The sequence below is a fragment of the Gemmatimonadaceae bacterium genome, from assembly GCA_036273715.1.
Classification (GTDB): domain Bacteria; phylum Gemmatimonadota; class Gemmatimonadetes; order Gemmatimonadales; family Gemmatimonadaceae; genus JADGGM01.
The window spans coordinates 13,978-34,462 of sequence record DASUHB010000028.1 but is presented as its reverse complement, the minus strand read 5'-3'; the positions used below and the strand labels follow the sequence as shown (position 1 = coordinate 34,462).

The 20,485-nt window shown below is 65.1% G+C and carries 19 protein-coding genes; 15 read left to right on the top strand and 4 right to left on the bottom strand.

The window, feature by feature from the left end; translation table 11 throughout:
• Nucleotides 1-90 precede the first annotated feature (90 nt).
• The 11 genes from VFW04_04680 (at nt 91) to VFW04_04630 (ending at nt 9,566) form a co-directional block, all read left to right on the top strand.
• On the top strand, nt 91-882 hold the full coding sequence (locus VFW04_04680; GenBank protein HEX5178602.1) for an ABC transporter permease: 792 nt from the start codon (nt 91-93) through the stop codon (nt 880-882).
• Nucleotides 882-1,688, top strand: coding sequence for an ABC transporter ATP-binding protein (locus VFW04_04675; GenBank protein HEX5178601.1), 807 nt, complete (start codon nt 882-884; stop codon nt 1,686-1,688). The genes VFW04_04680 and VFW04_04675 overlap by 1 nt, the downstream gene beginning before the upstream one ends.
• Entirely contained in the window at nt 1,685-2,695 is a 1,011-nt protein-coding gene (locus VFW04_04670; protein HEX5178600.1) for an MlaD family protein, read from the top strand. The genes VFW04_04675 and VFW04_04670 overlap by 4 nt, the downstream gene beginning before the upstream one ends.
• A 2-nt stretch (nt 2,696-2,697) precedes the next feature.
• Nucleotides 2,698-3,150: an NUDIX hydrolase gene (locus VFW04_04665; GenBank protein HEX5178599.1), complete on the top strand. Its 453-nt coding sequence runs from the start codon at nt 2,698-2,700 to the stop codon at nt 3,148-3,150.
• Nucleotides 3,151-3,263: 113 nt separating this feature from the next.
• Nucleotides 3,264-3,977, top strand: coding sequence for a helix-turn-helix domain-containing protein (locus VFW04_04660; protein ID HEX5178598.1), 714 nt, complete (start codon nt 3,264-3,266; stop codon nt 3,975-3,977).
• Between the two features lie 78 nt (nt 3,978-4,055).
• A complete protein-coding gene (gene atpA, locus VFW04_04655) occupies nt 4,056-5,642 on the top strand; it encodes a F0F1 ATP synthase subunit alpha (GenBank protein HEX5178597.1) in 1,587 nt (528 codons plus the stop codon).
• A gap of 38 nt (nt 5,643-5,680) precedes the next feature.
• Nucleotides 5,681-6,544, top strand: a complete 864-nt coding sequence (gene atpG / locus VFW04_04650; GenBank protein ID HEX5178596.1) for an ATP synthase F1 subunit gamma — start codon at nt 5,681-5,683, stop codon at nt 6,542-6,544.
• A 64-nt stretch (nt 6,545-6,608) separates the two neighbouring features.
• Nucleotides 6,609-8,027 carry a F0F1 ATP synthase subunit beta gene (gene atpD / locus VFW04_04645; GenBank protein HEX5178595.1) on the top strand — a complete coding sequence of 473 codons (1,419 nt, stop codon included), beginning with the start codon at nt 6,609-6,611 and terminating at the stop codon, nt 8,025-8,027.
• Nucleotides 8,028-8,037: 10 nt separating this feature from the next.
• Nucleotides 8,038-8,292: an ATP synthase F1 subunit epsilon gene (gene atpC, locus VFW04_04640; GenBank protein ID HEX5178594.1), complete on the top strand. Its 255-nt coding sequence runs from the start codon at nt 8,038-8,040 to the stop codon at nt 8,290-8,292.
• Between the two features lie 50 nt (nt 8,293-8,342).
• Complete coding sequence (locus VFW04_04635; protein ID HEX5178593.1) at nt 8,343-9,005, top strand: hypothetical protein; 663 nt, start codon at nt 8,343-8,345, stop codon at nt 9,003-9,005.
• A 147-nt stretch (nt 9,006-9,152) separates the two neighbouring features.
• Nucleotides 9,153-9,566 carry a response regulator gene (locus VFW04_04630; GenBank protein HEX5178592.1) on the top strand — a complete coding sequence of 138 codons (414 nt, stop codon included), beginning with the start codon at nt 9,153-9,155 and terminating at the stop codon, nt 9,564-9,566.
• On the opposite strand, the gene VFW04_04625 is transcribed toward VFW04_04630, so the two are convergent.
• Genes VFW04_04625 through VFW04_04615 form a run of 3 tightly spaced genes read right to left on the bottom strand, consistent with a single transcriptional unit; the run spans nt 9,563 to nt 12,568 of the window.
• Nucleotides 9,563-10,864 (bottom strand): glycosyltransferase N-terminal domain-containing protein, encoded by a 1,302-nt coding sequence (locus VFW04_04625; GenBank protein HEX5178591.1) that lies wholly within the window; start codon nt 10,862-10,864, stop codon nt 9,563-9,565. The genes VFW04_04630 and VFW04_04625 overlap by 4 nt on opposite strands.
• A 30-nt stretch (nt 10,865-10,894) precedes the next feature.
• Entirely contained in the window at nt 10,895-11,599 is a 705-nt protein-coding gene (locus tag VFW04_04620; GenBank protein ID HEX5178590.1) for a thioredoxin domain-containing protein, read from the bottom strand.
• A 6-nt stretch (nt 11,600-11,605) separates the two neighbouring features.
• Nucleotides 11,606-12,568: a hypothetical protein gene (locus tag VFW04_04615; protein ID HEX5178589.1), complete on the bottom strand. Its 963-nt coding sequence runs from the start codon at nt 12,566-12,568 to the stop codon at nt 11,606-11,608.
• Nucleotides 12,569-13,313: 745 nt separating this feature from the next.
• Here VFW04_04615 and VFW04_04610 point away from each other — a divergent pair.
• The 3 genes from VFW04_04610 to VFW04_04600 all read left to right on the top strand — a co-directional run bounded on the left by VFW04_04610 (nt 13,314) and on the right by VFW04_04600 (nt 18,605).
• On the top strand, nt 13,314-16,565 hold the full coding sequence (locus tag VFW04_04610) for a SusC/RagA family TonB-linked outer membrane protein (protein ID HEX5178588.1): 3,252 nt from the start codon (nt 13,314-13,316) through the stop codon (nt 16,563-16,565).
• Between the two features lie 31 nt (nt 16,566-16,596).
• The gene (locus tag VFW04_04605; GenBank protein HEX5178587.1) at nt 16,597-17,949 is read left to right on the top strand and encodes a SusD/RagB family nutrient-binding outer membrane lipoprotein; all 1,353 of its coding nucleotides are present in this window, start codon (nt 16,597-16,599) and stop codon (nt 17,947-17,949) included.
• Between the two features lie 224 nt (nt 17,950-18,173).
• Nucleotides 18,174-18,605, top strand: coding sequence for a hypothetical protein (locus VFW04_04600; protein ID HEX5178586.1), 432 nt, complete (start codon nt 18,174-18,176; stop codon nt 18,603-18,605).
• A 25-nt stretch (nt 18,606-18,630) separates the two neighbouring features.
• Here the strand turns inward: VFW04_04600 and VFW04_04595 are convergent, their stop codons facing one another.
• On the bottom strand, nt 18,631-19,011 hold the full coding sequence (locus tag VFW04_04595; GenBank protein HEX5178585.1) for a hypothetical protein: 381 nt from the start codon (nt 19,009-19,011) through the stop codon (nt 18,631-18,633).
• Nucleotides 19,012-19,219: 208 nt separating this feature from the next.
• Between VFW04_04595 and VFW04_04590 the strand changes: the two genes are divergently transcribed.
• Complete coding sequence (locus VFW04_04590; protein ID HEX5178584.1) at nt 19,220-20,473, top strand: hypothetical protein; 1,254 nt, start codon at nt 19,220-19,222, stop codon at nt 20,471-20,473.
• The last annotated feature ends 12 nt before the right edge of the window (nt 20,474-20,485 follow it).

The window sequence follows — 20,485 nt, the reverse complement described above, 5'->3', positions numbered from 1 at the left end:
TGAAGCTTCGACGACGGACGCGAAAATCTCAACACCCGCGGCGGCAATTGCCGCCCTCCCGCACGCGCACGCGTTGCCGCAGCCATCGCCTTGCCGCAGATTATGGGCGTGATCGAGGCGACCGGACGATGGGTCCGCTTCAGAATCGAGGAAGCCGGGCGCGCGGGTCGCTTCCTCGAGGAAGCCGCCCGGGCACTCGCCGCCGGGCGTACCTGGTTTCCCAACGCCACGCTGCAGATGCGGCGACTGGGCGTCGATTCGCTTCCCATCGGGTTGCTCATCGCGATCTTCACCGGCATCGTGCTGGCGCTCCTGGCCAGCTACTCGTTCACGGGCGCGGTTCCACTCTACTTCGTCGGAACGCTGGTCGAAAAGACGATCACGCTCGAGCTCGCGCCGGTGCTCACGGGACTCGCGCTCGCAGGACGCGTGGGCGCGAACATCGCCGCCGAGCTGGGCACGATGCGCGTGACTGAGCAGGTGGATGCGTTGGAAACGCTGGCGTACGATCCGGATGCATATCTCGTCGTGCCGCGGGTGATCGCGGGGACGATCATGTTCCCGCTGATCGTCGGCGTGGCAATGATCGTTGGGTTAGGCGCAGGCTGGCTGGCATCGCTCGGCTTCCTGCAGTTGTCGAGTGACGAATTTCTCAAGGGCGCGCGCCTGTTCTTCAGCGCGTTCGACATCGAATACGGACTCGTGAAATCCGCGAGCTTCGGGTTGGCGGTCACGCTGATCGGCTGCTACAAAGGACTGCGCGCGCGGGGCGGCGCCGAAGGCGTGGGCAATGCAGCCACGGCCGCCGTCGTATACTCCGCAGTGATGATTCTCGTGCTCGATGCTTTCTGGGCCATGACGTGGCTCCATGGACGGTCCTGATGATCAAGTGGGTCGACGTCTACAAGTCATTCGGCGACAAGAAAGTCCTCGATGGATTCACGCTCGATGTCCACGAGGGCGAAGCGGTCGTCATCATCGGGTATTCGGGAGCCGGCAAGTCGGTCGCGATCAAACACGTCGTGGGGTTGCTCGAGCCCGACCGCGGCACCATCGAGGTCGATGACAAAGACGTGCCGACGCTCCCGCGCAAAGAGTTGTACGAGCTGCGTGCGCACATCGGCTACGTGTTTCAATTCGCGGCGCTCTTCGACTCCATGACCATCGGCGACAACGTGGCCATGGGGCTGCGCAAACGCCCCGAGATGTCGGAGAGCGAGATCCAGCAGCGGGTGTCCGAGGCGCTCGAGCTGGTCGACCTCCCCGACGTGCAACAGCGCTATCCGGCCGAGCTCTCGGGCGGCATGCGCAAGCGCGTGGGCATCGCGCGCGCCGTCGCGCTCAGACCCAAGTACATCCTCTACGATGAACCCACCACCGGGCTCGATCCGGTCACCAGCGCGGTGATCGACGAGCTCATGATCCGCATGCGGGAGAAGTTAGGCGTGACGAGCGTCGTCATCACGCACGACATGCGGAGCGCATATCGCGTGGGCAGCCGCATCGCGATGCTGTACGAGGGACGGGTCCGGCAAGTCGGGACGGTGGACCAGATTCAACAATCGAAAGACCCCATCGTGCGCCAGTTCATCGAGGGGCGTGCGACACTCGAAGACGGCGAGACGGCATCGCCGGCCGCGACGGCATCGGCGGCCGCGGTCACTCCCGCACGCGGAGGACGCGCATGAAACGCGGAAATGACTTCACGGTCGGGCTGGTGGTGATCGGGTCGATCGTCGCCATCGTGCTCTTCACTCTCTGGCTGAGCCAGACCAGCATCGGGTCCAAGCAGCGCGATGTCGTGGCGCGCTTCACCGACGTCGGCAACGCGAAGGTCGGCAATTCGGTGGTCATCCGCGGCGTCCAGGCGGGCCGCATCCAATCCATCGAGCTCGAGCCAACCGGATGGGTGTTGGTCAAGATGTCGCTCGACCCCGATATCAAACTGCCGAGCAATCCGGTGGTCGTGCTGAGCGAGTCGAGCATGTTCGGCGAATGGCAGGCCACGATCATGGAGCGCGCGGCGGCGCCCGACGACGCGGATGTGCAGCAGCAGCTCGCGCAATCGGCGGCCGTGGGGCGGGGCAACGCCATCCCCGGCGCGCGGCTGCCGGACATCGCGCAGCTAACGGCCGTCGCGGGACGCATCGCCGGCGACATGTCGCGGGTGGCGGACCGGTTCCAGGTGGCGTTCGACGACCGGGCGGCGAACGAGCTGCGGCAATCGATCCGCAACTTCGCCGACCTGTCGGCCGAGCTCGAGCGCACGGTGCGGTCGCAGTCGGCGAGTCTTACTCAGTTAGGAAGCGACGTCCACAAGACGGTGGGCACCATCAACGCCACCGCGCTGGCCGTGCAGCACACCGCCGACCGCGTCGACTCCTCGACGTCCAAAGGCCAGATCCGCCAGATCATGGACAACGTCGGCGAGGCGTCGGAAGACATCAAGGCGACGTCGCACGACCTGCGCGGCGCGTCGCACACGCTCATCGCGACCCAGCAGCAGCTCGCATCGGTGCTCACGCACGCCGACTCGGTGTTAGGCAAGATCGACCGCGGCCAGGGATCGTTGGGCATGATGGTCAACGACCCGACGCTGTACCAGAACGGCGACGCGCTGCTCTCGCAGATGCGCGAGCTCGTGGCCGAGATCCGCGCGCACCCGCGTCAGTACCTGTCTGTCAAAATCTTCTGATGGTGCGGTCGCGGGCAAAGCGGGAGACGTCGGCCGGCGGCGTCGTGTATCGCCTGGTGGATGGCGCGCCGCTGTTCCTGCTCATCCGCGACGCGTACCACAACTGGGGATTCCCCAAGGGCCACGTCGAACACAACGAAGCGCTCGAGTCGGCGGCACGGCGCGAGGTCGAGGAGGAAACGGGTCTCCACGCGCTGACGCTGCGCGCGCCGATCGATACCATAGATTGGTACTTCCGGTTTCGAGGCCGTCTCGTTCACAAGACCTGTCACTTCTTCCTCATGGAAAGCGCCACCGCGACCACGTCGCCGCAACGCGAGGAAGGCATCACGGCGTGCACGTGGCTGACGCTCGAGGAGGCGTTAGCGCGAGTGTCCTACGAGAACGCGCGCGGCGTGCTCACCCGCGCGGCCGAGCTCGTCCCGCCGGAGCACGGCGCAGGTGTCGCGCCGTGACGCCGCGGCGCGCACGTGTCGCTGCTGCCGGCTCACGTCTCGTGGTGGCACACGCGCCGCGCGCACGAACGCGCGAATTGGTGCGCACGAGTATCTCGCGTCGAGACGGTCGAGTGGCAATTACACGGTCGCTGGGGACGCTCGATCGAAGACTGCACGCCACGCTCGTCGACCTCGTCGTCGTCGACCTGGGTGGACCGGAAGACGTGCTCGCTGCCGCGTCGCTCGCGCGCGAGTTCCCGAGCGTCGCGTTCGTCGCCGTCACGCCGTTCCGTGCGGTCGACGCGCCGGCGATCGCCGCGTGCGCCAACTGCGGCGTCGCCGACGTCCTGGCCGATGGCGTGGACGACGGGATGCTGCGGCACGCCGTGACAGTCCACGGTTTCTCGACGAGATTCGCCACTGCTCTCGCCGAGCCGCCGCGGGAACTCGGCTTGGAGACCCGGATACAGCGAAGCGCCTGGCGATTCATCGCCGGTCGAGCCGGACGAGTGGTCCGGACGCAGGAGTTGGCGAAGGCGCTGGCCGTGACTCGCGAGCACTTGAGCCGGAGTTTCGGGCATGCCGGGAAGCCGCAGGCGACGCTCAAGCGGGTGATCGATTTGGTGCGGCTGCTTGCCGCGGCGGAGTTGGCCAAGAATCCGGGGTATGATTTGCGGGATGTCGTTCGTCTGTTGGGGTACGCATCGGTGTCGCAACTTTCTGCGGTCGCGGAGCGTCTGGTGGGTCGACCAGCAACATCGCTCGCCCGGTTGCGGCCAAATGATCTGATAGAAGGGTTTGTCCGAACGGCATCGCGTGGTCTTGTCTCGTCCGGCACCTTGTGATAAATTTCACAAGCTGCCGAGTGGACTGATTCGGCGGGCCGGCCCATACCTCACACGGACCTCCTAGCCCCACCACCCATGGCATCCGACACCTCGCTCCGCCCCGCAGAGATCAAAGACATCCTTCTGCGCGAGATCGAAGCAGCCGACCTGCACGAGCTCGATGTCGAAGAGGTAGGCACCGTGCTCGAGGTCAAAGACGGCATCGCTCGCATCTACGGCCTCACGAAAGCCATGGCCGGTGAGATGCTCGAAGTCACATCCAGCGAAACCGGCGAGAATGTCGTGGCCCTCGCGCTCAACCTCGAGGAAGACAACATCGGCGCCGTCATCCTCGGCGACTACCTCCAGCTCAAGGAAGGCGACGAAGTCCGCCGCACGGCGCGCGTGCTCGAGGTGCCCGTTGGGCCGGAGCTGGTGGGCCGCGTCGTCGATGGGTTAGGCAACCCGATCGACGGGAAAGGGCCCGTCGCCGCCACGCGGACGCGCAAGGTCGAGTCCGACGCCCCGGGCATCATCGTCAGGCAGCCGGTGAAGGAGCCGCTGCAGACAGGGATCAAGGCCATCGACTCGATGATTCCGATCGGACGCGGCCAGCGCGAGTTGATCATCGGCGACCGCGCGATCGGAAAGACCGCGATCGCGATCGACACGATCATCAATCAGAAGGGCGCTGGCGTGATCTGCGTGTACGTCGCGATCGGCCAGAAGAAGTCGACGGTCGCCTCCACGGTCGAGAAGCTGCGCCAATTCGGGGCGATGGACTACACGATCGTCGTCGTCGCCGCGGCGTCGGATCCGGCGCCGATGCAGTACATCGCGCCGTATACCGGGTGCGCAATGGCCGAGTACTTCATGTACCACGAAGGCAAAGCGACGCTCTGCGTCTACGACGACTTGTCGAAACAGGCCGCCGCCTATCGCGCAATCTCGCTCGTGTTGCGTCGCCCGCCCGGACGCGAAGCGTATCCCGGCGACGTGTTCTATCTGCACTCTCGGCTGCTCGAGCGCGCCGCGAAGATCAGCGAAGATCCATCGGTCGTCGACGACAAGACCATCTTCAAGCCGGGCGGCTCGCTCACGGCGCTGCCGATCATCGAAACGCAAGCCGGCGACGTGTCGGCGTACATTCCGACGAACGTCATCTCGATCACCGATGGGCAGATCTTCCTCGAGGCCGACCTGTTCAACGCGGGCACACGTCCCGCCGTGAACGCCGGCATCTCGGTGTCGCGCGTCGGCGGATCGGCGCAGATCAAAGCGATGCGAGCGGTTGCCGGACGGCTGCGTCTCGACCTCGCGCAATATCGCGAGCTCGAGGCGTTCGCGGCGTTCGCATCGGACCTCGACAAGGCGACCAAGGCGCAGTTGGACCGCGGCGTGCGGACGGTGGAAGTGCTCAAGCAGCCGCAGTACGCGCCGATGCCCGTCGAGCAGCAGGTGATGATCATCTACGCGGTGAGCAACGGGTTCCTCGACGATGTCGCGGTGCACGACATTCGCGAGTGGGAGGCTGGGTTCCACAAATTCATGGCCGAGCAGTTCCCGCAGGTGGGGCAGGCGATCCGGAAGGAGAAGGTGCTGTCGAAGGAGACGGAGGCGGCGCTGCGCCGGGGCATCGAGGCGTACAAGCAGGACTGGGGCACGCGGCGCGGAGCCAAGTGATCCGATCATCCACTCGTCTTCCCGTTCTCCGTTAGGCAATGGCCAAAGGTCGAGAGCTCAAGTCGCGCATCAAGTCCGTCGAGGGCACGCGCAAGATCACGCGCACGATGGAGATGGTGTCGACCTCCAAGCTGAAGCGCGCGCAGGATCGCGTGGTCGCGGCGCGGCCGTACGCACGCGCGCTGGCGGACGTGATCGCCGATCTGTATTCGCCGGCGCTGGCCGAGGAATTCCCGCTGCTCCGGCAGCCGGCCACGGTCAAGCGCGCGGCGGTGCTGCTCATCACGTCGAACCGCGGACTCGCCGGCGCGTTCAACGCGAACCTCATCCGCGAAGCGCGGCACCTGGTGGCCAAGTTAGGCGCGGCCTCCGCCGAGACCGAGTTGCACATCGTCGGCCGCAAGGGCGTCGGGTTCTTCCGCTACATCGGGACGCCGATCGCGTCGTCGCGGGTGGACATCGGCGACCGGCCGCGCGCCGAGCACGCGGCGGAGCTCGTGGATGGCGTGATGCACGACTTCGTGAGCAGACGGCTGGACGCCGTGTACGTCGTGTACGCGAAGTACAATTCGCCGCTCTCGACCCCGCCGACCGCCGATCGCATCCTGCCTGTGACGCCGCCGGAGCGCAAAGGCGCCGCGCGCGACTACCTGCTCTTCCCGAGCGCGCAGGCGATCCTCACGCAGCTGCTCCCGCTCTACGTGCGCAACGCCGTCTACCGGGCGTTGGTGGAGACGGCGGCCGGCGAGCAGGGTGCGCGGCGGACGGCGATGAAGAATGCGACCGACAACGCGGGCGAGATGCTGAACGTGCTCCGGCGGACGTACAACCGGGCGCGGCAGGCGCAGATCACGCAGGAGATCGCCGAGATCGTCGGCGGCGCGGAAGCGCTCAAGGGCTAACGGACTAACGGATCACCGCGGGCGCCGGCGGCGCCGGCGGCGTACACTTTCGGGGAATACACGCATGGCTGCCACGCAAACCGGCAAGGTCGTCCAGGTGATCGGTCCCGTGCTCGACGTGGAATTCGAGTCGGAACACCTCCCGGAGATCTACAACGCGCTCGAGATCGACCAGGATTCCGACGGCGGCGGGCACGTCCGCTTGGTGGCCGAGGTGCAGCAGCACATCGGCCGCAACCAGGTGCGCGCGGTCGCCATGTCGAGCACCGACGGCGTCCAGCGCGGCATGGACGTCACGGACCTCGACGGGCCGATCTCCGTGCCCGTCGGCAACGCTGCGTTAGGCCGCATTCTCAACGTGCTCGGCGAGCCGGTCGACAACGGCGCGGCGATTCCCGCCGACGCGCCCCGCTGGCCGATTCACCGGTCGAGCCCGGCATTCGTGAATCTCGAGCCCAAGACCGAGATCTTCGAGACGGGCATCAAGGTCATCGACCTCATCGCGCCGTTCGTCAAAGGCGGCAAGATCGGCTTGTTCGGCGGCGCCGGCGTCGGGAAGACGGTCATCATCCAGGAGCTCATCAACAACGTGCAGAAGGGACACGGCGGCCGGTCCGTGTTCTGCGGCGTCGGCGAGCGCACGCGCGAGGGCAACGACCTCTACCTCGAGTTCAAGGAAGCCAAGATCCTCGACTCGGTGGCGCTCATCTACGGCCAGATGAACGAGCCGCCGGGCGCCCGCCTGCGCGTGGGCCTCTCCGGCCTAACGGTCGCCGAGTATTTCCGCGATGTGGAACACCAGGACGTGCTCCTGTTCATCGACAACATCTTCCGCTTCACGCAGGCGGGCTCGGAAGTGTCCGCGCTCCTGGGCCGCATGCCGAGCGCCGTGGGGTACCAGCCGACGCTGGCGACGGAAATGGGCGACCTGCAGGAACGCATCACGTCGACCAAGAGCGGATCGATCACGTCGGTGCAGGCGATCTACGTGCCGGCCGACGACATCACCGACCCGGCGCCGGCGACTGCCTTCGCACACCTCGACGCCACCGTCGTATTGTCGCGGGCACTCACCGAGATCGGCATCTATCCTGCTGTGGACCCGCTCGCTTCGGGCTCTCGCATCCTGGCGGCACAGTATCTTGGTGATCGGCATTACAACGCCGCGTCCGAGGTCCTGCGTATTCTGCAGCGGTACAAGGAGCTGCAGGACATCATCGCGATCCTGGGCATGGACGAGTTGTCGGAAGACGACAAGCGCGTGGTCGCGCGTGCGCGCCGCGTGCAACGCTTCCTCTCGCAGCCGTTCGCCGTGGCCCAGCAGTTCACCGGCATCGAAGGCAAGTACGTGAAGCTCGAGGAGACAGTCCAGTCGTTCGAGCGCGTGGTGGCCGGTGAGTTCGATGACCTGCCGGAGCAGGCGTTCTACATGGTGGGCGGAATCGAGGAAGCGGTCGCCAAAGCGAAAACGCTCAAGGATTGAGGCGCCGATCGTGTTGACGGTCTCGGTCATCTCCGCGGAAGCGACGCTGTTCGAGGGCCAGGCGACGGCCGTCATCGCGCCTGCCTTCGACGGCGAGGTCGGTATTCTGACGAACCACGCGCCGATGATCACGGCGTTAGGCAGGGGGACGTTGCGGGTCGAAGACGGGTCGGCCGCACAGCGATTCACGGTGGCCGGCGGTTTCCTACAGGTGGTGGACAATCAGGTCCGGATTGTGACGGAGCAGGCGAGCATCAGTCGGTGATGCGCGCGCCCGGGTGGGCGCGACGAGTTCCAGCCCAGGGGAGGAGTCTCATGAATCGCACGATGTCGACGTTCATCGCCGCGCTCGTTGCAGCTGCGGCCTCGACCATGCTGCCGGGCCAGGTGAGTGCGCAGGCGTGGCACTATCCGGCGTTCCAGTTGCCCGAAGTCTCGACGCGGGAGTTCAATTTCGCGGTGGCGGGCGGAGGCGACTACGGCACGACAGGACTCGCGCAGTGGAGAGAAGGCATCGGCCCGGACACGCACATCGGGTTCGACCTCGGCTTCGCATCGCCATCGGGCGCATCGACGCTGTTTCTGATCGGCGGCGGCATCGGCCAGCAACTGATCCGCTCGACGCAGGACATGCCCATCGACCTCATGCTCACCGGCGGCCTGTACGGCGCGTTTTCGAGCGACATCGGCTTTCTCCGTATCCCGATCGGCGTGGTCGCCGGACACCGGTTCCCGCTGCAGAACGGGATGTCGCTGACGCCGTACGCCGCGCCGCGGCTGTCGATCGACGCCTGCGTTAGCTCGTGCAATGGAGAAGGCACGGATGCCAACGTGAACTTCGACATCGGGCTCGATTGGGCAGTGAACTCGATGCTGTCGCTGCGCGGCGCGCTCACGGTCGGCGCGGTGGGGTCGGGACCGAGCCAGACGGGTTTCGGCTTCGGTCTCGCGTTCCGACCGCAGACGATCCGGCATTAGGGGACACGGCCTCTGCAGGTCGTGGCGAGTATGCGAAGGGCCGCCTGACGACTCGGGCGGCCCTTTCCATTCGTTAGCTGGAGGATTGGATATGGCTCATATTTTGCTCGCCCACAGCGCCACCGAGTCAGCGAGGGGTGGCCAGCTATGAGTGAGCCGACGATTCTCATCGTTGATGACAGTAGAGAAAACGCGGACATTCTGCGGCGGTACCTCGAGCTCAGGGGCTATGCCGTCCGGATTGCGTACAACGCCAACGAAGCGATGGCGCTCTTCGATGGCGTGCATCCGGCGCTGGTGCTACTGGATGTGTTGATGCCGGGGCGCGATGGGTGGGCGGTGTGCCGCGCGATGCGCGAGCATCCGCACGGCGCGCACACGCGCATCGTGATGCTGAGCGGGTTAGGCGAACGGCAGGTGCGCGAGGGGATGGTGCTCACCGGCGCGGACGACGTCATCACGAAGCCGATCGAGCTGCCCGAGCTCGCCGAGTGCGTCCGGCGCAACCTCGGCGCCGGCGCGGATGTCGGCGTGTCGCCGGGGCCGCCGGCAGGCCGTTAGGCGACGGGTCGTTCGGGCCGGGCGCGTTCGAGAAGGGTCTCGACCAGGCGGGCCGACCGGTCCGCCGCACCCAGGCCGTTTCGCACCACCGCGCGCGCCCGTTCGCCGGCCGACCGGCGCGCCGCCTCCGAATGCAGCCATCCGATGAGGGCGCCGGCGAGCGCGGTTGCCTGCGGGACGGGTACGCCGCCGCCCGCTTTGGCGAGCAGCATCGCGTCCCGGCTTCGCTCGCAGCGCGGCCCGAAGGCCACCGGCGCGCCGAAGGCGGCCGGCTCGATCACCGAGTGCAGGCCCGCGTCGTGGAATCCGCCGCCGACGAAGGCCGCGGTCGCCAGCGCGTAGAGCTCGCCTAACACCCCGACGCGATCCACGAGCACCACATCGGCGGCCGTCGCGTGCGCGCCGTCCAGGCGGGCGAGCGAGAGGCGCTCGGCAGCCGCCCAGTGCTCGATCGACGCCAGGTGCGACGGCGCCGGTTCGTGCGGCGCGATGATCAGCCGGACATTGGGAATCTGCCGGCGCACCGAGCGCCAGGCCGGCATCAGCACCGCCTCATCGGCCGGCCAGGTCGAGCCGGCGACGATCGTTGGGCGGGGGCTGGCTAACGGCGCCAGCAGCGGCCCGGCGCGGTCGACGCTCTGGGCGCGCGACCACACCTGGTCGTAGCGGGTGTCGCCCGTGACCTCGAGCGCCGTCTCGCGCACGCCTAACGAAAGTAGCCGGCCCGCGTCGTCCTGGTCGACGGCGCCCACGGCGTCGAGCCGCGCGTAGGCATCGCGCAGCAGGGCCGCCACGACACGCGACCGCCGCGCCGAGCGCGCGGACAGCGTCGCGCTGATGAGGCCCAAGGCCACGCCGCGCCGCGACGCCTCGCGCGTCAGCTCCGGCCACACATCGAGCTTGCTGTACACGAGCGCGTCGGGCCGCAGCGCGTCCAGGGCCGCGCGCGCGTCGGCCGCCGAATCGAACGGCAAATAGTCGGCGAAGTCGGCGCCTAACGAATGCGCGAACCGCTCGGCGCTGGGAGAGAAATGGGTGTAGGCGAGCTGCAGCGTGTCGTGCGAGGCGCGGAGCCGCTCGATCACCGGCCGCGCCTGCAGCCCTTCGCCGACCGACGGCGCGTGCATCCACAGTAAAGGCCGCGCGGCGTCGCGGTGGGCAGCGCCCCACGCGGCGTAGCGCTCGAGAATTCCCTTGCGCGCGCCGAGCGATCGCCAGAATTTGCCGTCGCGCTCGGGCGCAACCGACGCCGCAAAGCGCGCGACCTCGACGGCAAACCCGTAGAGCGGTCGGAACATGGTACCGCGCCGGCGTGGAAGCGACGTCAGCTACTGCGCCTTGACCTTGGCCAACTGCGCGTCGATCACCGCGCGGAATTGGTCTAACGGCTGGGCGCCGGAGATCTTCGCGGTGCCGATGATGAACGTCGGCGTCGCCTGCACGCCGCTTTCATCGGCGCGATCCATGTCGCCCTGAATGAGTGCGCGCATCTGATGCTGCGTGACGCATTTCGTGTACGCGTCCCGCGATACGCCGACGCTCGCCGCCAGCGAATCGAGCGTCGGTTGGGGGTTGGCCAGGTTCTCCCACCGCGGCTGCGATGCGAACAGCGAGTCGTGCATCGGCCAGAATTTTCCCTGCGCCGCGGCACACATCGCAGCCTCAGCCGCCGGCCACGCGTTCTTGTGGATCGAGAGAGGGAAGTTGATGTACGCGAAGCGAATCTTGCCCGTGTCGACGTACTCGGACTTGATCGCCTGGTAGCTCTGGTCGTGCCATTCGCGACAGAACGGGCACTGGAAATCGCTGATCTCGATCACCCACAGCGGTGCCGTGGGGCTACCCTCGACACGCGCGTGATCCGCGACACGGTCGAGCGCGGTATCGCCCTTGGGCGCCGGCGTCGTCGGCCGCGACGCTACCGGCGCCGAAGCGGAAACCGGCGTGGCGCGATCGCTTGCAGAAGAGCCGCAACCCACCGACACGCATACCGCGACGACAGCAGCAAGCGCGCTCGCCTTGACCAAGTCCATGAGTCCTCAGAAATCGGAAAACACGCGCCGCAACACGACGTTGCGGCGATCGAGAATGTACGTATAGCCGCGACGCGACGCGAGCGCGGTCGCGAATCCCATTTCGCGGGCCAGTCCCAGTGTGCGCATGGGCGTCGTGCCGAGGTCGATCACGTACACGCCCTCCGGTCCGGCCGCGACGAACAGGCGCTGGCGATCGATCGACACGTCGTAGGCAAAGTGGGCGATGGTCCACGACGCGACGGCGCGGGGCGCCGACGGGTTGCTCACGTCGAACAGGCGCACACCGCGCTCGCCTAACGCAACGGCGATGGTGTCGCCGCCGCGGGACATGTTGAGCCCCACCGACTCGAGCGGCGCTTCACCAACGCGGACCAGCGAGTCGCTCGAGACCTTGAAGGCGATCAGGTTGCGGTCGGTCGTCGCCCAGAGCAGGCCGTGGTCCGAATCGAGGAGCAGTGCGTGTACGGGCGACTGCATGGTGATGCCCGGCCAGGTACGGGCGGTGTCGTCGGAGAGCGGCGCGATCTCGATGCGGTCGTTCACCGCAACGAACACGCGGTGGGAACCGCCGGCAATCGCCTCGACGTCGCCGGGTCGGACGAGTGCACCAGGACCCTCCTCCGGCGGGAACATGTACAGGCCGGAAGGCGAGCCGACCGCGAGCCAGCCGGTCGTCGGCGAGAGCGCGATCGCCATGATACTGTTGAGCCCGCGTGCGCGAAGTATCCCGGCTTCCATGGCGCCGGACAGGGGCAGCATTTCGACGCCGGCGCTTCCGCCCACCGCGATCTGCGAGTCGTCGGCTGCCAAGACGATCGGCTCGCCCTCGAGATGCGCGTTGACGCTCGAGAGGTGGAGCGGGACGACGCCGCGATATCGCGAGTTATAGGTCCGGTCTGCCTCGTGTCCGAAGGCGAAGCCGATGCCGGCGCCGATGAGCGTCGACCCAACCACCACACAGGGCACGCCGAGGCAGCCCGTTCCTCCTTTCCCGCCCGAACTACTGCGAACGCCCAGTCCCAAGACGCCCCCGAGGACGGCGCCGAGGATCGTGTACAGCTTGGTTCGTGAGGACCGGGGGGCGATCGCCTCCTGGTCAGTCTGGGCTGAGAGGGTGGCGACGCAGCCGCGTGCCGCGTTGGCGAAGACGGTCGCGGCGAACCAGCAGGCGAGTGTCCGGCGGCCGATCGAGGTCAAGCGCCACGAAACCTTGGCACAATGCCCAACGGGTGCGGACCGGCCTGTGACATTAGCACGAGAGAGGGCCATGCGAGAAACCCGGTAAACGGAGGCACCGCTGGGGAACGGACGACGATGTCAGAGCACGGCACTGTCTGGCAGGAGCGCCAAGGAGGACATACTTTACCACTCCTTGACGTAATCCGGAAACTATCTGTATACTCTGCCCGCGTCTATTTGCTCCGTCACCCCATTGCCGCGTTCACCGGTGGCTGCCTCTGAGCCTGTTTTGTCGGCGCCGTCCAGCTCTCTCCCGCCGTTCCGACTCCGTGGTGCATCCGCACCGCGTGCTCCCTTTCGCGCCTCGACTGGTCCGGTGCGTCCGCACCGGTACCACCTGCACACTCGTCACCGCGGAGGTGCCTAACCCAATCACCTGAAATTGTCAGTGCGCTGCCCTGCGCGTGCACGGCGGCGGCAGTTCCCATGTTCTCGTCGACACACCTTTTGGAAGAGGTGGCAAGGAGGAAGAATGGGACGTTTCGTTCGTAGAGCCATCGCGGTCGCGTGCGCGATAGCAGTTCTTCCTGCGTTTGCAGCTGCGCAGGAGGGCACGACGATCAACGGTCGCGTGACGAGTGAGGCAGGAGCCCCGCTCAGTTCCGCGAGCGTATTTATCGAAGGCATGAACATCGGGAGCCTGAGCGACGCGGACGGCAAGTATTCGTTTGTCGTTCCATCGGCGCGTGTGAAGGGCCAGCAGGTGACGGTCACCGCTCGCCTCATCGGCTTCAAGGCTCAATCGGTGCAGGTCACGCTCAGCGCCGGCACGCTGACGCAGAACTTCACGCTGTCGGCGAATCCGCTGCGGCTTGGTGAAGTGGTCGTCACGGGTGAAGGCACGCAGACGGTACGCGAGCGTCTGGGTTCCGTCGTCAATTCGGTGGACACCACCCTCGTTACGAAGTCAGACGAGACCAACGTGGTGTCGGCACTTGCCGGCAAGGCGCCGAATGTCGAAGTCGTGTCGCAGTCCGGCGATCCGGGCTCGTCCTCGTACATCCGGATTCGCGGACCCAAGACCATCACGGGCGACGCGCAGCCGCTGTTCATCGTGGACGGCGTGCCGATCGACAACTCGACGATGACCACGGAGTCGCCGGAAGGCGGCGCCGCGGCGTCGAACCGCGCGTCGGACATCAACTCCGACGACATCGCGTCGATCGACATTCTCAAGGGCGCGGCGGCGTCGGCGATTTACGGCGCCCGCGCGGGCGCAGGTGTCGTGATCATCACGACCAAGCGCGGTCAGTCGGGTCAGACGCGGACGTCGTTGCGGACAAGCTATTCGTTCGACAAGGTGACGCAGGGTCCGCCGCTCAACACTCAGTACGGACAGGGTAGCGAAGGCGTATCGCCGAGCTGTTACGCACTCGCTGCGCCCGTGCCGGATTGCGGCGATCCAAATCCTCAGGGAACCAAGGTTGCATCCAGCAATTCATGGGGCCCGCTCTTGCCCGCTGGCACACCGACCTACAATCACTTCGACGACTTGTTCGTCACCGGTCACAACTGGAACACCACGTTGGATCTGTCGGGCGGCAGCGACAAGACGTTGTACTTCGTCTCGGGCAGCCTGGACAACAACCGTGGTCAGATCACGGGGCCTAACGACTGGTACAGGCGCAATACCGTGCGCGTGAATGCGTCGCACCAGATGCTCGAGAACCTCAAGGTGGGCATCGACGCGCAGTACTCGGACGTCCGGGCCAAGTACGTGCAGCAGGGGTCCAACGTCGACGGTCTGTTGCTCGGCTCACTCCGCACGCCGCCGGAATTCAACAACTTCGAGTTCCTCGATCCGACCAGCATGACCCAGCGGTCGTATCGGTTCCCGTGGCCGACGGTCAACACGCCGATGCACACGCGTGGATACGACAACCCGATCTTCGAGATTTACGAGCAGAGCAACAACTCAGCGGTCCAGCGAACCTTCGGCAACGCGAACATCGAGTGGGATGCGTTCGACTGGCTCAAGGTCAAGGAAGTCTTCGGCGCCGACTACTACACCGACCAGCGTCTCGATGGACTGCCGTACAGCTCGTCGGGTCAGCCGACCGGCCAGGTGATCGAAGGTGATCTCAAGAACTACATCATCGACCACAATCTGACGGCGACCGTCACGCACACCTTCTCTCCGAGCGCGAGCGCAAACCTCACGCTTGGCCAGAACCTGAATGCGACGACGTTCAGGCAAATCTTTGTGACGGGTGTCTCGCTCGTCGCGGCCCAGCCGTACACCATCGGCAACACGACGACGTTCACGCCTAACGATTTCCAGAGCTACGTTCACGCGGAACGCTACTTCGGTTCGGCCAATGTCTATCTCTGGAATCAGTTGAACCTCGAGGTCTCGGCGACGAACGATGGATTTTCCTCGTTCGGTGTCAACTCACAGCGCCACTGGTTCCCCAGCGGCAACTTCGCCTGGAACGTTGTCCAGAATACCGGAGACAACAAGAGCATCCTCTCCTATGCGAAAATCCGTGGCGCATACGGCGAGGCCGGCATTCAGCCGAACGCTTACAGCACGCTGCAGACCTACGCTTCCGGATTCTCGGTTGGCGATGCAGGCTGGGGCGATGCGTTGTTCATCAACCAGGCCGGGTTGGGCGGTTTGGCGCAGGGCAGTCTGCACGCGCAGCCGAACCTCGGTCCTGAGCGTACGAAGGAGTTCGAGGCTGGCGTTGACGTCGGCTTGTTCGGTAGCCGTGCCGACGCGTCCTTCACGGGATATCTCGATCGCACCGAAGGCGCAATTTTCGGTCTACCGTTAGCCAATTCGACCGGCTTCTCCGCGATCACGGCGAACGCGGGCGTCATCCGCAACCGCGGTCTCGAGACGTCGATCAACTATCGGCCGATCATGCGGTCGGATCTCACATGGGAAGTCGGTTTGAACTGGTCGAAGAACGAGAACCGCCTGGTGAATCTGTCGGGTCAGCAATTCACCGACCTGGCCACCGGCGGCGGATTCACCGGTGCAGTGCCAACGGCCTGGTATGGCGCGAGCGTCGGCGTGATTCGTGGTAACGATTTCGCGCGGTGCGGTCGTGGCCTCAACATCAACGGCGTCGACATTGACTCGCAATGCGGCGACGCACCCAAAGGTGCGCTGTACATCGGAGCCGATGGCTTCCCGATTCTCGACCCCACGCAGCGCATCATTTCGGATGGTAATCCGAAATGGATTGGCAGCGTGCACACCTCGGTGACGTTCAAGAAGCTGACGTTATCCGGATTGTTGGATGTCAAGCACGGCGGTCAGATCTGGGACGGCACGCGCGGCGCGCTGTACAACTTCGGCGCCCACAAAGACACCGACATCCGCGGCAACTCGTTCGTGTTCGGTAAGACGTGGCTCCCCGGTCCTGTCGGCGGCCCTGGCGCGGGCATGTCCGTGGTGCTCAACCAGGATACGTGGTTCACCGACCTTGGTAGCGGCTTTGGTCCGGTCGGATCGCAGTTTGTCGAGGATGGCAGCTACGTGAAGCTGCGTGAGATCGGCGTCGCCTACTCCTTGGATCAGCAGTTCATCAAGGCGTGGGGCTTCAGCAGCATCGACCTTCGCCTCTCCGCGCGGAACCTGCACACCTGGACGAACTATCGTGGCATCGATCCGGAAGCGAACCTCGCGGGTGCGACATCGCTCATTCAGGGTGTCGACTACTTCAACAACCCGCAGGCGCGTTCGTTCGTGCTCTCGTTCGGCCTGAATCGATGACCGCTGACCTTGCACAAGAGAGAGCTACCGTATGCATAGATATCTGAAGCTCGCTGTGAGCACGGTCCTGCCGATTGCACTGCTCGCCGGGTGCAATGATTGGCTAACGGGAAACGGGCTCACGACCAACCCCAACCGCCCGGTGAAGGCCGGCACGAGCCAGTTGTTCATTGGCGTGACGGTGACGCAAACCGTGCTGCAGACGGGCGACTTCGCCCGGCTGTTCAGCATGTGGATGCAGTCCATGGCGGGGACGGACCGGCAGTACGTACCACTCGCGAACTACGTGTTCGACGAGGACGCGTTCTCAGGCGATTGGAGCAACGCCTACACGGGCGGCGGCTTGATCGACGAACGCGCGATTCAAAGCCAGTCCTTGGCGTCCGGAGACACTGCGTATGCCGGCGTCGCCAAGGTGATGGAAGCGTTGACGATGGGAACGGTCGCCGATGTGTGGGGCGACGTTCCGTACAGCGAGGCTGTGAGCTCCAACCTCCAGCCGTCGCTGGATCCGCAGCAGCAAGTGTTTGCGGAAGTCGAGGCCCAGCTCGATACGGCCATCGTGTACATGCAGTGCGCCTCCGCCACCTGCGCCGGTCCCGGACCGAACGACTTATGGTACGGCGGTGATCTGACGAAGTGGATCGCGCTCGCGCATACCCTGAAAGCGCGCTATTTCCTGCACACGACGTCGCAAGATCAGACGGCGTACGCGGCGGCCCTTGCGGAAGCGCAGCAGGGGATTGCGGACACGACGGGCGATTTCAGGTCGTACCAAAGCTCCGATCCCAATGAAGCCAACCTCTGGGAGCAGTTCATCGTTATCCAACGGTCCGGCTACATTGGTGCAGGTGCGTTCCTCGTGAATCTGCTCAAGTCCACGAGCGATCCACGGTTGGCACTCTACTACAGCACCAATTCGGTGGGTCAGTATGCCGGGGCACCGCCGGGCGGCGGTGGTGGCGACTGGTCAAACCTGAGTAACACGCGCATCGACCCGGCGTTCCGGCAGCCGATCGTGACGTTCGCGGAGAACGAGCTCATTATCGCCGAGGCTGCGTTGCACGCAGGCGATAATGCGACAGCGCTCGCCGCGTTCAATGCGGAGCGCGCCTCTCAGCACGTTCCTGCGTTCGCCGGAACGCTTACGCTCAGCGACATTATTACTGAGAAGTACATTGCCGACTTCCAGGAAATCGAAGTTTGGAACGACTGGAAGCGGACCTGCCTGCCGAACTTGGTGGCGGCGACCCCGGCTGGTATTCCGGGCCGGGTATTGTACCCGCTCTCCGCTGAGCGCGATGCAAACCAGAACATTCCGGCGCCGAATCAGCAGCCGGTTCGGAACTGGGATCAGCCTAACGCATGCCCAACGAATCTCTGACCACGCTGGGTATGGGCGCGGACTCGATGCGCTGAGTCCGCAGCCAGGGTACGTGGCTCGGCCCGGTTTCCCATGCGGGAAGCCGGGCCGAGCACTTTTTTCGGGTGGCGCAGGTATAGGTATGTGTTCGCGAGCGCCGATTGTCGTGCCGCGCTACCTTGACGGTGCGCCTTGAGCGGCGCGAATATGCATGTTACAGTTTTTGTCACCGGGGAGACGCCTAAATGCGAATTGCGCCGTTTGCAATGCTCGTCCTGTGCGGCTGCTACGTAACGACGCCGGTCGCCATGCAGCCGGCCCCCGTCCCGGGCACCAAGCTTCACGTGCAACTGACGGACGCGGGCACTGCATCGCTCGCGCAGTACCTTGGACCGAATGTCAACTTCGTCGATGGCCGTCTGCTGAGCGAGAGCGACACCAGCATGGCGCTGTCGGTATCTGGAACGACGCTCAGATCGGGGGACGAACAGTACTGGAAGGGTGAAGACATCTCACTGCCGCACAGCGCGATCGCGACGATTCAGCAGAAGAAAGTGTCGTGGTGGCGGAGCGGATTGCTCGCAGGAGGTCTCCTGGCAGCTCTCGTTTCGATCCCGCTCGCGGCGGGTAGCTCGTCGGGCGGGCCGAGGCATAGCGGTACGGGAGGACAGCAGTAACGCGACGGGCGTCGCCCGCCTGAAGTCAATACACGGCGATGGTCGACCTGTTGAGGTCGGTCTCGAGAGTCCACCGAACTTCCGTGCCGGGCTTGAGCACGATCACTTGGGTCGTGATCGTGTAAGGGGTACCGATGGCGTGAGCGATGAGTTGCACCTCACCGAGATCGCTCAGCAGATACTTGGGGAAGACAACGTTCGTCACCGCGGTCGCGTTCACGCTGGCTAAATGCGACTGCATGCCTCGATGCAGCACCTGAATATCGACGTTCTGCCAATTGCGATTGTCGACGCGTAGGGTTGCAGGCCCGCCACCCGCCGATTCGTTGGGCGGGTGATGGTGCCAACACGAAACGGAGGCGACCGCCACTGCAGCGATCACGACGAGACGCATGCGACCGAGCATGGCTCTCCACCCTTCTCCGATGCGACGAGTGTGGCTTTCCATTCGGAGATCTTAATCACGCTGACCGATCGAGCGACGTCAAGATTATCCACGCGCATTCGAGTCGCCTATCTCCTTTGCTTGCACGAGCGTCAGTCTTTTACCTAGGCGATGTTTAATGAGTCATAGACCGATACGCGTCCACACCACACGTCTCCCTGGAGGATGCATGCGCGCGTCGCGGTCCAGCGTAGCGCTCTCGATCTTGGCCCTCGGAGCGGCGTTGGTCGCGGTGCCAGTGGCGTCGGCGCAGGATTCGTCGGCTACGGCTCCGGCAGAACCGCCGCAAAACGACCTGTATCCAGCCACACTCAACTACGGCACCGGCCTCATCGATGACCCGGTCGCTTGGGTGTCGCCATCCTCTGGCGATCTCTGGGTACAGACCTCGGCAAAGCACATTCCGTACAATCTGATCAACCAAGCACCGCTCAATACTTCGTCGCAGTGGAACACGAATCTGTCGATCGATTCACACTGGGGCGGTCGCTACGAGGTGGGTTTCTCGCTCTACAGTCAGAACCCGGAGTGGGGGTTTTTCGGCCAGGCGCTGCTACTAAAGGAAGAGCAGGGCAAGTCGTGGCCGGCGATCGCCGTCGGATTCCGGAATCTGGGGCCGTATCCGCACGAGGAACGCATGCTCGTCGGACACGACGTCCAGATCGACTCGACCGGCAACGGCGAGGATGTGACGTCGCCGTTCGCGCGCCACTTTCATTCGACGCCGACGCTGTACGGTGTGGCCACCAAGTCGTTCGCGGTTGGGCGGACCAGCGATGCGAGCCTTACGTTAGGCTACGGCGATGGGCTGTTTTCGGATGAGGGCGACCTGGGCCGCAACTACAACGACAAGGGCACGATCGCCAAGGGCCTTTTCCTCGGCGGCCGATACGCGATTCATCCGGGGCCGAACACGCGGTTCGATTTCGTCGCCGAGAACAACGGATTCGACTGGAACGCCGGCGTCGTGGCCACGTGGCGCGGCATCTCGCTCGGCGTTTACGGGACGGAGCTCGAGGAAGGGTCCAAGTCGCCCACGAAAGGCACGCTGTACAACCTGTACAATTACACGAAAGTCAATTTCAGCCTGGGCTACAGCGGCAACCTGCACGACATTGCGCAGGGCGTCGTGCTCCGCTCGCGCGTCGCCGAGCTGCAGCGCGAGGAGACGCGGCTGCATCTCGAGCTGGCGAAGCGCGAAGAGCGCATCACGGCGCTCGATGACCAACTGCGTAAGGCTCAGGCCGGCGAGCTGGCCGAGGTGGCCAAGCGGCGCCAGCAGCTCGAGTCCGAGATCCAGGCCGAGCGCGATGCGATCCAGAAGGCCGAAGATCGATTGAAGGCGTTGCAGTCCGGCCAGCAGAAGCCGCCCGACCAGCCGCCGCCGACGAAGCCGGATTCCACCACGCCGCCCGCGCGCTAACGGAGACTTCGA